This is a genomic window from Pseudomonas sp. ABa2 (assembly GCF_056676075.1).
The window spans coordinates 2,563,560-2,579,085 of sequence record NZ_CM155239.1 but is presented as its reverse complement, the minus strand read 5'-3'; the positions used below and the strand labels follow the sequence as shown (position 1 = coordinate 2,579,085).

Below are 15,526 nucleotides of genomic sequence, written 5' to 3'. Positions count from 1 at the left end.
AGCTCAATCAAGGGCCTGGGCCAGCAGTCAAGGAGGCCGCGTGATCCGCTCGATACTCTACGCCACCGATCTTGGCCTCTATGCCTCCTATGTGTTGCAGCATGCCCTGGCGTTGACCCGCAGTTTCAACGCCGATCTCTACGTGGTGCACGCGGTGGAGCCCATGGGCCTGTTCGCCGAATCCGTGCTGCAAACCTACCTGGACGAAGACACCCTCGGCGAGTTGCGCCGCAACGGCCTGAGCACGGTGATGGCGAGCATCGAGCAGCGTGTGCTGGAGGGGTTTCGCGACGAGCTGGGCGAGGGCCAGCAGGACTTGCAGCTGATCCGCGCGGTGCGCGTGCTGCAGGGCGACCCGCCGGCGGTGATTCTCGCGGAGGCGCAGAAACTCGGGGTGGATCTGCTGGTCGTAGGCAGTCACAGCCACGGCGCCGATCTGGCCGTGCCGCTGGGGCGCACGGCGGCGCGGGTGGTGCAGCTGTCGGAGGCGCCGGTGTACCTGGTGCCGATGCTGCAACATCGCGGACATGGCGAACTCTAGGAGGCGAATCCGAATAAATGGTCTAGATTGTTGGTTTAAACCAATAATATGGTTATAAAAGGCGTCGGCGGCCACTGGCCGGCCTACCAGCTTTGAGGGAAACATATGAAGCTTCAGCAACTGCGCTACATCTGGGAAGTCGCGCACCACGACCTCAACGTATCGGCGACCGCACAGAGCCTGTACACCTCGCAGCCGGGGATCAGCAAGCAGATCCGCCTGCTCGAGGACGAGCTGGGCGTGGAGGTTTTCGCACGCAGCGGCAAGCACCTGACGCGCGTCACCCCGGCCGGCGAACGCATCATCACCACCGCCGGCGAGATCCTGCGCAAGGTGGAGAGCATCAAGCAGATCGCTCAGGAGTTCTCTAACGAGAAGAAGGGCACCCTGTCCATCGCCACCACCCACACCCAGGCGCGCTACGCCTTGCCGCCGGTGATCAGCGCCTTCATCAAGCAGTACCCGGACGTCGCCCTGCACATGCACCAGGGCACGCCGATGCAGATCGCCGAAATGGCCGCCGATGGCACGGTGGATTTCGCCATCGCCACCGAAGGCCTGGAGCTGTTCAACGACCTGATCATGATGCCCTGCTACCGCTGGAACCGCTGCGTGGTGGTGCCGCAGGGGCACCCGCTGACCAAGCTGCCGAAGCTCACCCTGGAGGCGCTGGCCGAGCATTCCATCGTCACCTACGTGTTCGGCTTCACCGGCCGTTCCAAGCTGGACGAAGCCTTCAGCCATCGCGGCCTGACGCCCAAGGTGGTGTTCACCGCCGCCGACGCCGACGTGATCAAGACCTATGTGCGTCTGGGCCTGGGCGTCGGCATCGTGGCCCGGATGGCGGTGGACGCCAAGCTCGACCCCGACCTGGTGGTGCTCGATGCCAGCGACCTGTTCGAGGCCAGCGTGACCAAGATCGGCTTCCGTCGCGGCACCTTCCTGCGCGGCTTCATGTGCGATTTCATCGAGAAGTTCGCCCCGCACCTGACCCGCGAGGTGCTGGCCAAGGCGGTGCAGTGCCATAACAAGTCGGAGCTCGAAGAGCTGTTCCACGGCGTCGAGTTGCCGACCTACTGAAGGCCGGCGTCGCCCATGAAAAAGCCCGCGTCGCGCGGGCTTTTTTCTGCTCAGTGTTTGGCGATCAGGTTGCCGGCGTGCAGGCCGCATTCCTTCTGCGTGGCTTCCTCCCACCACCAGCGGCCCTCGCGCTCGTGCTGGTTGGGCAGTACCGGGCGGGTGCAGGGCTCGCAGCCGATGCTGATGAAACCGCGCTCGTGCAGCGGGTTGTAGGGGATCTCCAGCATGCGGATATAGGCCCAGACTTCTTCGCTGCTCATCCGCGCCAGCGGGTTGAACTTGTACAGGCTGTGCTGCGCGGTGGAGAAGGCCTGGTCCAGTTCCAGCACGGCGACCTGGCTGCGCGTGCCGGGGCTCTGGTCGCGGCGCTGGCCGGTGGCCCAGGCCTTGATCGTGGCCAGCTTGCGCTTGAGCGGGGCGATCTTGCGCACGCCGCAGCATTCCTCGTGACCGTCCTTGTAGAAGCTGAACAGGCCCTTGGCCTTGACCAGCGCTTCGAGCGCGGCGGCGTCGGGGCTGAGCACCTCGATGGCGATGCCATAGTGTTCGCGCACCTGCTCGATGAAGCGGTAGGTTTCCGGGTGCAGGCGACCGGTGTCGAGGCTGAACACCTTGACGTTCTTGTTCAGCTTCCAGGCCATGTCCACCAGCACCACGTCCTCGGCGCCGCTGAAGGACAGCCAGAGCTCGTCGCCAAAGTGCTCGAAGGCGAGCTTGAGGATGTCCTGGGGGGATTTGCTGGCGTAGGTCGCGGCCAGTTCGGCGACGTCGAAGGGGTGGCTCATCAGGCGGGCTTCCTTATTGATCGGGGTGGCGCTGGGCGCTCTGGCGGCGATGGTAGCAAAAGCCGGTTATGCGTCTAAATAACCAATACCCCTTGTTACTGCATTAGTTGGCTATAAGGGCTGCGTTGCGCGGCTTCTGGCGAGCCGTTAGAGTGCCGCCTTCTTTCAAGCTCAATCGAGGAGTGGCCTGTGGAAATCGCGTGTCTCGACCTGGAAGGCGTGCTGGTCCCGGAGATCTGGATCGCCTTCGCGGAAAAAACCGGCATCGAGTCGCTCAAGGCGACCACCCGGGACATTCCCGACTACGACGTGCTGATGCAGCAGCGCCTGCGCATCCTCGACGAGCACGGCCTGAAGCTGCGCGACATCCAGGAAGTGATCGCCACCCTCAAGCCGCTGGACGGCGCGGTGGAGTTCGTCGACTGGCTGCGCGAGCGCTTCCAGGTGGTGATCCTCTCCGACACCTTCTACGAATTCTCCCAGCCGCTGATGCGCCAGCTGGGCTTCCCCACGCTGCTGTGCCACAAGCTGATCACCGACGACACCGATCGGGTGGTGAGTTACCAGCTGCGTCAGAAGGACCCCAAGCGCCAGTCGGTGATCGCGCTGAAGAGCCTGTACTACCGGGTGATCGCCGCCGGCGATTCGTACAACGACACTACCATGCTCAGCGAGGCCCACGCCGGCATCCTGTTCCATGCTCCGGACAACGTGATCCGCGAGTTCCCGCAGTTTCCGGCCGTGCACAGCTATGCAGACCTCAAGCGCGAGTTCCTCAAGGCGTCCAATCGCCAGCTGAGCCTGTAAGGCTCGCCGCAATGCTACAAGGCCCGCTGCTGCGGGCCTTGTGCTTTCTGCCTCATAGGCTTTCCAGGGTCTGCAGCAGCACCTTCACCTTGGTGATGGACTCCTGGTACTCGGCCTGCCAGTCCGAGTCGGCGACTATGCCGCCGCCGCCCCAGCAACTGACCTGGCCGTCCTTGACCAGCAGGCTGCGGATGGCGATGGAGCTGTCCAGCTCGCCGCGCACGTCCAGGTAGAGCAGCGAGCCGCAGTACAGGCCGCGGCGGGTCGGCTCCAGCTCGTCGATGATCTGCATGGCGCGGATCTTCGGCGCGCCGGTGATGGAGCCGCCGGGAAAGCTGCCGGCGAGCAGGTCCAGGGCGTCCTTGCCCGGCGCCAGTTCGCCGGTCACCGCGCTGACCAGGTGGTGCACGTTGGGGTAGCTCTCCAGGGCGAACAGCTCCGGCACCCGCACCGAGCCGATGCGGCAGCTGCGCCCGAGGTCGTTGCGCAGCAGGTCGACGATCATCAGGTTTTCTGCGCGGTCCTTGCCGCTGGCCAGCAGCGCCTGCGCCTGCGCCTGGTCGTCCGCTGCATCCGCGCCGCGCGGGCGGGTGCCCTTGATCGGTCGGGTTTCTACCTGGCCGGCGCTGACCTTGAGAAAGCGCTCCGGCGACAGGCTGAGGATGGCGCTGCCGTCGGCCAGGCGCTGGAAGCCGGCGAAGGGCGTCGGGCAGGCCCGGCGCAGGGCCTGGTAGGCGGCCCAGGGATCGCCTTCGCATGGTGCCTGGAAGCGCTGGGCGAAGTTCACCTGGTAGCAGTCGCCGGCCAGGATATAGCCCTGGATGCGCTCGATGGCGCGGCGGTAGGCGGCCTGGTCGAGATCGGCGCGAAACGGCTGCAGCAGGCGAAAGTGCGCATCCGCGTCGGCTGCCGGCGTGGCGAACAGCTGGCACAGCCGGGTGCGTTCGGCCGGCGCCAGGGCCGGGTGGAACAGCAGCTGGCTGGTGCCGAGCAGGTGGTCGCTGATCAGCGCCCAGCCGTACAGGCCGAAGCATGCATCGCCCAAGGCCAGGTCGTCGCGGCTGTGCGCGGGCAGGCGTTCCAGGCGCCGGCCGAAGTCGTAGGCGAGGTAGCCGATCAGTCCGCCGACGAACGGCAGCGCGCTGCCGGCCGGCACCTCGGCCGGGCCGAGGCTCTGCAACGCGGCACGCAGGCGGGCGAGGAAGTCGTTGGCCGATTCGTCGGCAGCCGGCGCCAGCTCTGCCAATGGCCAGGCGCTCATAAGGTCATAGCGTCCACGCTCGGCGCCCGGCCGGCCGGCATCCAGCAACACGGCGCCGGGAGCCTGACGGATACGCTGGAAATACTCGGCGGGATCGGCCCGGTAGGGCAGGGAATGCAGGGAGCAGCTAGGCATGCGTGGCAGTCGAGAGGGCTGAAGGGGCGATTGTAGTCTGCCGCTAACATTCATCCTAGAGCTTGCGCCCGGGTTTACTCGGGAGCCGCCGGCTGATTAGTATGAGGCCGTGCCGGAACGTTGAACCGCCGTACCAGAACAATAATTAACGAAGGGATCCAGGCCATGGATGAAGTTATAGATCCAGCCGCTGGAAGCCTGCTGCGCTCGAAACTCTCGCCGCCCCAGGCCTCCACCGACCATCTGGCAAGGCCCCAGGTTGAAGCCGCGCTTTCAGCCCATCCGCATGCTCGCCTCGTGCTCTTTTCCGCTCCCGCCGGCTTCGGCAAGACCACCGCCCTGGCGATGTTCGCCGCCGAGCGCCGCAGCGCCGGTGCCGGCATCGCCTGGTTGTCGCTCGGCCCTGGCGACGACGAGCCGGTGCGCTTCTTCCAGCAACTGCTCGAGGCCCTCGGCCGCGCGCTGCCCGGGTTGGGCGACGACGCCCTGGGCTACCTGCGCAACACCATGCGCGTGCCGGTCGAGGCCGTCATGGAAAGCCTGCTGGTCGATCTGGCGCAGCGCCAGGAGCCGCTGCTGCTGGTGCTCGACGATCTGCACCTGATCCAGGACGCGGAGCTGCTCGGCTCGCTCAATCGCCTGGTCAAGCTGGCGCCACCGAACTTCACCCTGGCCATCGGCAGCCGCTCGCAACCGCCGCTGAACCTGGCCACGCTGCGCGCCAAGGGGCTGCTGCTGGAAATCGGCAGCGAGGAGCTGCGCCTCAACCCGCAGGAGGCGCGCAGCTACCTCGAACGCAGCGGCCTGCAGCTCGATGCCGAGGCGTTCCGCGCGCTGTACAGCCACACCGAGGGCTGGATGGTCGGCGTGCACCTGGCCAGCCTGTGGCTGCGTCATCAGCCCCAGCCCGGCGCGCGCATGGCCGAGCTGGGCGCGGAGCAGCACGCGGTGGGCGACTACCTGCTGCGCTCGGTGTTCGAGCAACTGCCGCTCGAGCGCCAGGAGCAGTTGCTGGCCCTCGGCGTGGCGCAGCAGCTCAGCGGCGATCTGGCCAACGCGCTGACCGGCCGACAGGACGGCCAGCGCCTGCTGGAGGAGCTGGAAGCCATGCAGCTGTTCCTCCTGCCGCTGGATCGCGAGCGACAGTGGTACCGCTTCCACAACCTGTTCGCCGAATTCCTGCGCAACCGCCTCAAGGAGCGCGACCCCGAACGCCTCAAGCAGCTGCATTTTAATGCCAGCCTGTGGTTCACCAATCACCACATGCAGAACCTGGCCATCGAGCACGCCTGCCTGGCCGAGGACGCCGAGATGCTCGCCGCGCTGCTCGACGGCTGCGGCCTGGAGCTGATCAATCGCGGCCAGCTCAACCTGATCTACAAGTGGCGCCAGCACGTGCCGGACGAGATCGCCGGACGTTTTCCCGTGCTGGTGCTCGCCGACGTCTGGACCCGCGCCGCCGAACTCGGCCTGAGCGAAGCCAACCGCATGCTCGACGAGCTGCTCGAGCGCTGGGGCGAGTCGCGCAGCAGCGGCCCGCTCAGCGACAAGCTGCTGGCCACCCTGGCGATCAAGGCGGTGATCGCCCTGCAGAAGGACGACCTGGACACCTGCGTGAGCCTGGCGCGGCGCATCGAGGCGCAGCTCGGCCAGCACACCGCCTTTCTCGAGGTGGCGATCCTCACGGTCGGCGCCCTGGCCCAGGTCATGCTCGGCCAGGCCGAGCCGGCGCGCCGCCTGCTGGCGCTGGCGCAGCAGCGCAACCATTTTCTCGAAGGCCGCTACCTGGACATGCAGCTGGCCAACGTGGAAATCCTGCTGTGCCTGGAGCAGGGACGGATCAAGCAGGCGCAGCTGCTGTTCGAGCAGCTGCGTGCGCGGGTGATGCCCTGGTTCGGCGAGAAGTCCCGCGCCCTGGCCCTGCCGACCATCACCGAGGCGCTGATCGCCTACCGCCAGGGGCGGCTTGCCGGGCTGCAGGAGCGTCTGCGCTGGGCCCTGGCCACGGTCGACGTGATCAACCCCATCGATCTCTACGCCCAGGCCATGCTCTGCCTGGCGCGGGTGCAGCGCATGCAGGACGCACCCAAGGAGGCGGCCGCGACCCTGGTGCTGATGCAGAACCTGGCGGCGCGCAACCATTCCTGGCGCTTCTACGTGCAGGCGGTGGGCGAGGAGATCGCCCTGATCCTGCAGGAGCCTGCGGCCGACCGCAGCAAGCGCGCCGAGCAGCGCCTGAAGGCGGTGGACTGGCACAAGCTGGCGGCGCACTACAAGCAGCGCAGCTTCAACCCGGTGCTCTGGGTGCTGGGCCTGACCCGCATTCGCCTGCAACAGGCGCGCGGCCATTACAGCGAGGCGCTGCACGAGATCACCCAGCTGCGCAGCCAGCTGCAGAGCGGCTGGCACGGCCTGCAGCGCCTGCGCCTGGACCTGCTGGCGGCGCTCAGCTACCAACGCCTGGGCTATCAGGAACGGGCACAGAGCCTGCTGGTGCAATGCCTGATCGGTGCCGAGCGGGAAGAGGCGCGCAGCCTGTTCGTCGAGGAAGGCGAGGCCATTCGCCTGCTGTTGCAGCAGCTGGAAGCTGCCGAGCGCCAGCCGGCGCTGCAGGGTTTCATCCGCAGCCTGCTGGCGATCTGGCCGGGGCAGGAGTCGCGCCAGGCCCTGGACGTGCTGGAGGAGGGGCTGACCGAGCGCGAGCGCGAAGTGGTCTGCCTGGCCGCCAAGGGCCTGTCCAACGACGAGATCGGCCAGCAGCTGTCGCTGGCCCTGGGTACCGTCAAATGGCACCTGCACAACATCTACGAAAAGCTCAAGGTGCGTAATCGCACCCAAGCCATCCGTCGCGCCCGTGAGCTGAGCCTACTCGAATCATGACCAGTCATAACCAGCCCCGCCTGCAGGCGTTTCCCCTGCTGCGCACCAAGCTCTATCCCGCCCACGGCGAAGGCGCACCGTTGCTGGAGCGCTCGGCGCTGCTCGAGCGTCTGCTGGCGGCGCGCGAACAACGCCTGTTGCTCCTCAGCGCGCCGGCCGGCTTCGGCAAGAGCACGGTGCTCAGCCAGTTGCGACGGCGTTTGCAGGCGCAGGGCGCGCGCCTCGCCTGGCTGTCGTGCGACGAGGCCGACAGCGAGCCGCCGCGTTTTCTGCAGTACCTGATCGCCTCCATCGAACTGGCCTGCCCGGGGTTCGGCAGCAGCGCCTCGGCGCTGCTGCAGGGCGACATCAGCTGGCCGCTGGAGGCGGTGATCGACGCCTTCATCGACGACCTCAAGGGCCTGCCGCACGCGCTCTACCTGATGCTCGACGACTTCCACCGCATCCGCCATCCGTCCCTCGGCCAGGGGGCGCGCTACCTGGTCGAGCGCCTGCCCAGGCACGTGCACCTGGTGGTCAGCACGCGCTACCAGCCGCGTTTTCTCGACGAGCCGCCGTCGCTCGGCGCCTGGGCCTTCTGGCTCAAGGCCGAGGACCTGCGCCTGAGCCGCGCTGAGACCGCCGCCTACTTCCGCGAAATCAAGCAGCTGGCGCTGGAGGAGGGCGAGCTCAACCAGCTCTATGCGCGTACCGAGGGCTGGATCACCGCGCTGCACCTGGCCGCGCTGGCCTTGCCGCGCCAGCAGGATCGCGCCGCCTTTCTCGCCGGGCTGTCCGGCGCCGAACGCGATATCGCCGACTACCTGGCCGAGGACGTGGTGGCCAGCCTGCCCGAGGCGCTGCAGCTGTTTCTCGATCAGACCTCGGTGCTCGACGAATTCAACGCCGAGCTGTGCAATGCCCTGACCGGCCGCCGCGACGGTCGCGACATGTTGCGTCGGCTGCAGGGCGAGCAACTGTTCGTGATCCCGCTGGACGAGCAGGGCGAGTGGTTCCGCTATCACCACCTGTTCGCCGAATTCCTCCAGGGCCGCCTGGCCAAGCGCGGCGATCCGGCCCACCTGCTGCACGCCGCGGCACGCTGGTGCGAGGGCCGCGACCTGGCCGACAAGTCGATCAAGTACGCCCTGCGCGCCCGCGACTACGCTTTCGCCGCCGAACTGCTGGAGCGCCAGGGCGCGCGGCTGATCGCCGGCAACCGGGTGTATGGCATCCTCGCCATCCTCAAGGACGTGCCGCCGGTGGTGATCGGCGAGCAGCCGGTGTTCCAGATCTTCTATGCCTGGCAGCTGGCCTTCGAGCAGAAGTTCGCCGAATCCGAGGCGCTGATCGAGGAGGTCAGCACGCGCCTGACCCAGGGGCGCGGCAAGGGCATGCACTTCGGCCTGATCGAGCTGCTGGCGGCGGCGCAGGTGCTCAAGGCACTGGTGCTGCTGTACCAGGACAAGTTGGAGGCCTGCCTCAAGGTGGCCGGGCACTGGCTGGCGCTGGTGCCGCAGAACCAGCCGGTGTTCCGCGCCAGCCTGGCCTGCGTGCAGGCCGCGGCGTTCGCCCTGCTCGGCGAATTCGGCGAGGCGGCCAAGGCCATCGCCGTGGCGCGGGAGAACCTGCGCCAGTGCGAGAGCGAATACCTGCACGTGATGGCCAGCCTGATCGAGGCGCTGATCTGCAAGGAATACGGCGAGCTGGAGCGCGGTCGCGCCCTGGCGGAAACCGCGCGGGCGCGGGTCGAGCAGGTGTTCGGCCGGCGCAGTCGGGTCGGCGGGCCGCTGGGTCTGGCCTACGCCGACCTGCTCTACGAACAGGATCGGCATGGCGCCATTCTCGCCGAGCTGCCGCTGGCCACCACCTGGCGCGACGTGGCCACGCCGGTGGAGCTGATCAGCCGCGGCAAGCTGGTGATGGCGCGCGCGCGGTTCTTCGCCGGCGAGGCCGAGCAGGGGCTGGCCGAGCTCGACGAGTGGCTGGCCGGCCTGCAGGGCCCGGGCTACGAGCGGGTATTCGCCTTGGGCATGGGCTGCAAGGTGCAGTTCCTGCTGTGGCTGCGCCGGCCCAACGAGGCGCAGCGCATCTACCTGCAGCTGGAGCGGCACCTGGCGGCGCTGCCCATCGAACGCTATGGCGATGCCCATACCGCCCTGGCCCTGAGCCAGGCGCGCCTGGCCCTGGCCGAGCGCCGGGTGGAAAAAGCCCAGGCCAGTCTGGAAGCCTGCCTGGCCAAGCAGGGCGCCGAGCACCAGCGCGACCGCCGGCTGCGTCTGGCCCTGTTACTTTCTGTGGCGTACTGGCGCAAAGGTAACAGCGAAAAAGCCTTCGCCTTGCTCCGCGCGACGCTGGAGGAGGCCTGGCAGTGCGGCTACCGCCGCCTGTTCCAGGACGATGCGCTGTGGCTGCTGCCGCTCTGGGACGCCTGGAGCAGCGCCGAACCCAAGCGCGCCGCGGCCTGGCAGGGGCTCGCCGAACTGCTCCGCGAGCAATGTCGGCGAATGGCCATAGATCCGGAAAGTTTCGAGGAAAATCAGGATGTTAGTCATCGCGAGCGGGAGATCCTGCGGCTGGTGGCGGCGGGCCTGTCGAACCGCGATATCGCCCAGGCGGTGCACCTGTCGGAGGCCACCATCAAGTGGCACCTGCACAACCTGTTTTCCAAGCTGGGGGTGCGCAGCCGCACCCAGGCGGTACTCAAGGGCAAGAGCCTGGGCCTGCTCAGCGAGGCCTGAGCTGTCCGGTGAGGAAAGTGAGCGGCCGTGCTCCATCCCTTGGATGGGCTGGCAGTCGGGGAGGGGGTTAGTAGCTTGTAGCCAGGTCGAGAAGCACGCTGCTTCGCGAATCCAAGCCTGGCGCGCTTAGGGAAGCAGCGGCAGGCCTGGTGATCGGCATGAGCCGATCCAGCTGCTTGCGACAGGGAGTCGCTGGCAGAGCCCCGGGGAACCCCCATTAGAACTGTGGAGATAACAACAATGATGACCCTGAAAAAAATCGCTCTTGCCGCCGCGATCATGGCCGTTCCGTTCATGGCTCAGGCCGACCTGAAGGCGCTGGACGACGCCGATCTGGCCGGTGTGACCGGTCAGGCCGGGATCAGCATCGCCGGTAACTTCGACGCCACCATCGGCTCCATCGTCTACACCGACACCGAAGCCGGCGTCACCGACGGCAGCAACAGCCTGACCCTGGAAACCGTCACCCTGTCCGGCTTCAACATCGACGAAAGCAACCCGCTGACCATCGACGTGGTCGACAGCAAGCTGGAAATCGGCCTGCCGGGCATCAACGGCGGTGTGTCGGTGGCCGCGGTGAAGATCGGTGCCAACAGCATCGGCGGTCTGGCCATCAACGGCCTGGACATGGCCGGCTCCACCGTCAAGGTCTGGGGTCATTGATCCTCGTTTGACCCGATCCACAGGAGCCCTGTCGCCAGGCGCGGCGGGGCTTCCTGCTTCGTTGTACGCAGTCGCGGATTGACCAATGATCGAGATTCTCGTGGGCAGCCTGATCGGTTTGTACGGTTTTACCGAGGCGGTCGACACCAAGCCGCAACCTGCCGGAGTCGTGAATATCAGCCAGCCGCTGGTGCCCAATGGCCCGTTGCGCGAGTCGGTGGTGCTGGAGCCGATGAGCCAACTGCAGTTTCGCAACGTGATCCGCCAGGCTTACGACTACAGCTGCGGCTCCGCGGCGCTGACCACCCTGCTCGACTACTACCTGGGGCGCAATCTGGAAGAGCGCCAGGTAATGGAAGGGCTGCTGCATTTCGGCGAGGCGGAGAAGATCGTCGAGCGTCGCGGCTTCTCGCTGCTCGACATGAAGCGCTTCGTCACCGCGCTGGGCTACAAGAGCGGCGGCTTTCGCGCCGACTTCGCCGACCTCGAGCAGCTCGAGCACCCGGCCATCGTGCCGATCGAGTATGCCGGCTTCAAGCATTTCGTGGTGGTGCGCGACGTCTACAACGAGCACGTCTTCGTCGCCGATCCGGCGCTGGGCAATATCAGCTTCACCCGCGTGCGCTTCGAGCAGATCTGGGATCAGAACGTACTGTTCGTGATCTTTCCCAGCGGCAACGAGCCGGCCAATGCCATGGCCCTGACCGACCGCGATCTGCGCATCATCGACGACCGCTCCATCAGTCTGCTGGCCTTCCGCGAGTTTCCGCAGATGGCCAAGTTCACCTCCAATCAGGCCGATCAGCTGGGATCGGGGGGCGACATTCAATACATTCGCCGCAAGTGATTCACCCGGCATAACAATAACGACCTGGGGATAGCGTCATGGGAGTTTGGGGGTACGCAGGGCTGGCCGCGCTGGCGCTGGCCATGGCGCAGCCGGCCTGCGCCGAAGAGGCGACGGTCGACGAGGCGCGCGAGGCGCTGACCAAGAAGGAAGACGACGCCGACAGCGCCAAGGCGCTGGAAGAGGTGTTCCAGGCCGCCGAGAAGAGCTACACCCTGCTCAAGAAGGGCGAACGCACCCTGACCTACGGCTTCGACTACTCGCTGCTGCGCGATACCCAGATCCAGACCGTGCGCACCGGCAGCAACGTGTTCAGCGTGATCGGCCAGAGCGAGGCGCAGCACACCTTCACCAACTCCTTCACCTTCGACTACGGGGTGTGGGACAACCTGACCTTCAGCATGCGCGTGCCGTTCCTGGCCAAGTACGACACCGAGCGCGACCTCAGCACCTACAGCCTCGGCGACGTCTCCGCCAGCCTGCGCTGGCAGCCCTGGTCGTCGGCGCGCGGGCGGCCGGTCACCACGCTGTTCGCCACCCTCGGCCTGCCCACCGGCGACAGCCCTTACGACGTCAGCCTGGACAACGGCCTGTCCAGCGGCAACGGCTATTACAGCCTGGGCGTCGGCGCCAACCTGTCCTACGTGATCGACCCGGTCGTGCTGTTCGGCTCTCTGGGTTACACCTACAACCTGCCGATCCGCGACGCCGACCAGGTGCGCGCCGGCCGCCTGCTGGAAGAGGTCGACCCGGGCTCGAGCCTGTCGCTGAGCATGGGCTTCGCCTACGCGCTGTCCTACGACGTGTCGCTGGCCACCTCGTTCCAGATGGCGCACAACCTGGCGCCGAAGTTCAAGTTCAGCGACGCCAGCTTCGAAGGCAGCGAGCAGACCAGCGCGGTGATGAACTTCTCCCTCGGCCTGCGCACCTCGCCGAACCATATCGTCAACGTCAACGCCGGCTTCGGCATGACCGAAGATTCGCCCGATGTCCTGCTCGGCGTCTCCATGCCCCTGGACATCAAGGGCCTCAAGGCCGAATAAGCAGCGAGCGAAGCCGATATGACCCATCTTGCGACGCTGCAGGCCGTGCTGCTGGTCGGCCTGAGCGCGGGCTGCGCCCTGCAGGCCCAGGCCCAGCTGGCCAATAACCTGACCATCGGCAATCCCAAGGCCATGGCCATGGGCAACGCGGTGACCGCCGATTCCACCGGCATCGACGCCGTGCACTACAACCCGGCCGCTCTGAGCAAGCTCAAGGGCCGGCAGACCACGGTCAAGCTGCTCAGCGGGGTGATGGACATCCGCGCCGAATTCGAGGCCAAGGAAGACTACGGCTTCATGGGCTTCGACGACGACCCGTTCAAGAACTCCAGCAGCCGCACCCTGACGCCGACCATGTACCTGCCCGGCGTCGGCGGCATGACCGAGCTGCCGGTGCTGGTGGCACCGCTGGCGGGGCTGTCGATCAACCCGCCGGGCTCGAAGTTCACCTTCGCCACCAACGTCTACGCGCCGATGGCGCTGGGCTACTCGCGCGATTCGGACAGCGACCCGGGGCGCTTCCAGGGGCGCCAGGTATCGCTGCAGCGCATCACCTACTTCTCCCCCTCGCTGGCCTATCAGGTCAACGATGAACTCTCCGTGGGGCTGTCCGTGGGCTTCTCGCACCAGGCCGTGGCGCTCAACCAGGATTTTCGCAACCCCGGCATGCTCACCGGCCTGACCCGCATCCTCAACGAGGCGCTGTGCCTGCCCGGTCTGGAGGAGATCCTCGGGCCCTTCATCAACGTCTGTAGCGGCAAGATCGGCCCCTTCGACTCGCTGGCCAACCTCGATCTGGACCTGCAGCAGAGCCTGTCGCCGACCTACAACCTGGGCATCCTCTGGGAGCCCACCGACTGGTTCGCCTGGGGCGCCACCTACCAGAGCGAGGCGCGGATGAACCTGCAGGGCAAGTACCGCATCGACTACACGGACGACTGGGCCGGGTTCTGGTCGGGGCTGCAGGGCTCGCTGTTCGGCCAGGTGCTCAGCCCGCTGTTTCCCTACGGCGCGGACGAGGAGAGCGGCAATGCCTCGCTCAAGCTGACCTACCCGGATGCCTTCAGCACCGGCATCAAGCTGCGCCCGCTGGACAAGTGGCAGTTCAACCTCGACCTGCGCTGGGTCGGTTACAGCGACTGGAACAACTTCGAGATCGAGTTCGACCGCGAACTGGACCTGCTGCGCATCGCCAAGACCTTCGGCGGCGGCAACGCCACCGATCGCAGCATCATCCTCGACCGCGGCTACCGCGACACCTGGAGCTGGGGCGTGGGCGTGCAGTACGAGGTCAACGACCGCCTGGCTCTGCGCGCCGGTTACGAATACCGCCCCTCGGCCATCCCCAAGGACAAGGCCGACGTGCTGGCGCCGGTGGGCGACGGCGATCTCTACGGCCTGGGCCTGGGCTACCGCTGGGACAAGGACAGCAACATCGACATCGGTTTCAACTACTTCGTCTCCAAGCAGAACATTCCCGCCGGCAGCAGCTGCAACCTCAGCTGCGAGGGCCTGGACAACCTGGTCTACAACCCCTATGCCGGGCTCAATGTCGAAACCACGGTCAAGGCCTATATCTTCTCCATGACCTACACCTCGAGGTTCTGAGGCGATGCGCAGTCTGTTGTTCGTCCTGATGCTGCTGCCGCTGATGCATGCCGCTGCCAGCAGCCGCTACCTGACCTGGGTCGACGACCTCGGTCGGGTGCACAACACCTTCGTCGATACCCGCTTCGCCGAGCAGCAGCGCCTGGCCCAGCGCCGCGCGCAGCAGAGCGATCAGGCCCGCCTCGGCGACGGCGGCGCCTGGCCGGGCAGTGCGCCGAGCACCGGCGAGAGCAAGCGCCGCTATTTCACCTGGGTCGACGGCAGCGGCCAGCTGCAGAACAGTTTCTATGCCGGCGAGCAGGTCGCAGGCGTGGCCCGCCGCGACCGCCTGCTGGCCAGCGGCGAGCGGGCAGGGGACTACATCGATTCGGCGGTGCTGGAGGGGCGCGGCTTCGTTCGCGACGGCGACGACAGCCCCTATTACACCTGGGTCGACGATCAGGGGCGGATGCACAACTCGCCGGTCGCCGCCGGCCAGCGAGGTGCCCGTGGCAGCGAACAAAGCGCGTCGGTGCGCTATAGCGAGGGCCGGCAGATCGAGTTCGAGCGCGGCCAGCCGGCCCTGCCGCTGCTCGACGGCCAGCCGACCGCGGCCATGCAGGCGCTGCTGGCCGGCAGCCAGAGCCGAGGCGACGGCCTCTACGGCGAATTGCTGACACGCTGCTGCGGCCAGCTGCGCGACAGCGATTTCACCGCGCTGTCCGCCGACGAGCCGCGCTACGAGGAGCTCGACCGCTTCTCGCCCAGCTTCGAGTTCCCCATGGGCCGCAGCTACTACGCGGCGCTGAAGCTGCCGGCATCGCGCCAGACCTACGGCCTGCGCGTGCGCAGTTTCGCCAATCGCCAGGTGGTCTACCCCTCGTTGCTGTTTCTCGACGAGGCCAAGCGGCCGACGCGCCTGGTCAGCGACGCGGTGTACCAGCTGCACCCGGAAACCTGGTATCGCTACGCCTTTATCGAAGGCACGGTGCAGGTGCGCGCCGAGCGCGGCGAGCGCTACGTGCTGCTGCTCACCACCGACGAGGATCGCAGCCTGCAGACCCTCGACAACAAGCCGTTCAAGCGTCCGCTGCAGGAGCTGGCGACCGATGCGGCGGGCATGCAGCGCCATGCCCATGCCGACGAGGGGGCCTTCGAACTAGCGATCGTGCGGTAG

The 15,526-nt window shown here is 66.8% G+C and carries 12 protein-coding genes; 10 read left to right on the top strand and 2 right to left on the bottom strand.

Annotation, left to right across the window (positions count from 1 at the left end; genetic code table 11):
- Nucleotides 1–40: 40 nt before the first annotated feature.
- On the top strand, nt 41–541 hold the full coding sequence (locus AC1G9C_RS12575; protein ID WP_021445799.1) for a universal stress protein: 501 nt from the start codon (nt 41–43) through the stop codon (nt 539–541).
- 105 nt (nt 542–646) lie between these two features.
- Nucleotides 647–1,621 (top strand): HTH-type transcriptional regulator CysB, encoded by a 975-nt coding sequence (cysB, locus tag AC1G9C_RS12570; RefSeq protein ID WP_021445800.1) that lies wholly within the window; start codon nt 647–649, stop codon nt 1,619–1,621.
- Between the two features lie 50 nt (nt 1,622–1,671).
- Here the strand turns inward: cysB and AC1G9C_RS12565 are convergent, their stop codons facing one another.
- The gene (locus AC1G9C_RS12565) at nt 1,672–2,406 is read right to left on the bottom strand and encodes a phosphoadenylyl-sulfate reductase (protein WP_480410370.1); all 735 of its coding nucleotides are present in this window, start codon (nt 2,404–2,406) and stop codon (nt 1,672–1,674) included.
- 189 nt (nt 2,407–2,595) lie between these two features.
- Between AC1G9C_RS12565 and thrH the strand changes: the two genes are divergently transcribed.
- Nucleotides 2,596–3,213 carry a bifunctional phosphoserine phosphatase/homoserine phosphotransferase ThrH gene (gene thrH / locus AC1G9C_RS12560; protein WP_021445802.1) on the top strand — a complete coding sequence of 206 codons (618 nt, stop codon included), beginning with the start codon at nt 2,596–2,598 and terminating at the stop codon, nt 3,211–3,213.
- 52 nt (nt 3,214–3,265) lie between these two features.
- Here thrH and pabB read toward each other — a convergent pair whose 3' ends face one another.
- Nucleotides 3,266–4,609, bottom strand: coding sequence for an aminodeoxychorismate synthase component I (gene pabB, locus AC1G9C_RS12555; protein ID WP_397498491.1), 1,344 nt, complete (start codon nt 4,607–4,609; stop codon nt 3,266–3,268).
- Nucleotides 4,610–4,774: 165 nt separating this feature from the next.
- On the opposite strand from pabB, the gene AC1G9C_RS12550 reads away from it, so the two are divergent.
- The 7 genes from AC1G9C_RS12550 to AC1G9C_RS12520 all read left to right on the top strand — a co-directional run bounded on the left by AC1G9C_RS12550 (nt 4,775) and on the right by AC1G9C_RS12520 (nt 15,526).
- The gene (locus tag AC1G9C_RS12550) at nt 4,775–7,489 is read left to right on the top strand and encodes a winged helix-turn-helix domain-containing protein (RefSeq protein WP_480410369.1); all 2,715 of its coding nucleotides are present in this window, start codon (nt 4,775–4,777) and stop codon (nt 7,487–7,489) included.
- On the top strand, nt 7,486–10,209 hold the full coding sequence (locus AC1G9C_RS12545) for a winged helix-turn-helix domain-containing protein (protein ID WP_480410368.1): 2,724 nt from the start codon (nt 7,486–7,488) through the stop codon (nt 10,207–10,209). Before AC1G9C_RS12550 ends, AC1G9C_RS12545 begins: the two co-directional genes overlap by 4 nt.
- A 240-nt stretch (nt 10,210–10,449) precedes the next feature.
- Nucleotides 10,450–10,872, top strand: coding sequence for a DUF6160 family protein (locus AC1G9C_RS12540; protein WP_397498488.1), 423 nt, complete (start codon nt 10,450–10,452; stop codon nt 10,870–10,872).
- An 85-nt stretch (nt 10,873–10,957) separates the two neighbouring features.
- Complete coding sequence (locus AC1G9C_RS12535; RefSeq protein WP_480410367.1) at nt 10,958–11,719, top strand: C39 family peptidase; 762 nt, start codon at nt 10,958–10,960, stop codon at nt 11,717–11,719.
- A 38-nt stretch (nt 11,720–11,757) separates the two neighbouring features.
- Entirely contained in the window at nt 11,758–12,762 is a 1,005-nt protein-coding gene (locus AC1G9C_RS12530; RefSeq protein ID WP_031303833.1) for a transporter, read from the top strand.
- A gap of 18 nt (nt 12,763–12,780) precedes the next feature.
- Nucleotides 12,781–14,370: an outer membrane protein transport protein gene (locus tag AC1G9C_RS12525; RefSeq protein WP_480410366.1), complete on the top strand. Its 1,590-nt coding sequence runs from the start codon at nt 12,781–12,783 to the stop codon at nt 14,368–14,370.
- Between the two features lie 4 nt (nt 14,371–14,374).
- The gene (locus AC1G9C_RS12520) at nt 14,375–15,526 is read left to right on the top strand and encodes a MalM family protein (RefSeq protein WP_480410365.1); all 1,152 of its coding nucleotides are present in this window, start codon (nt 14,375–14,377) and stop codon (nt 15,524–15,526) included.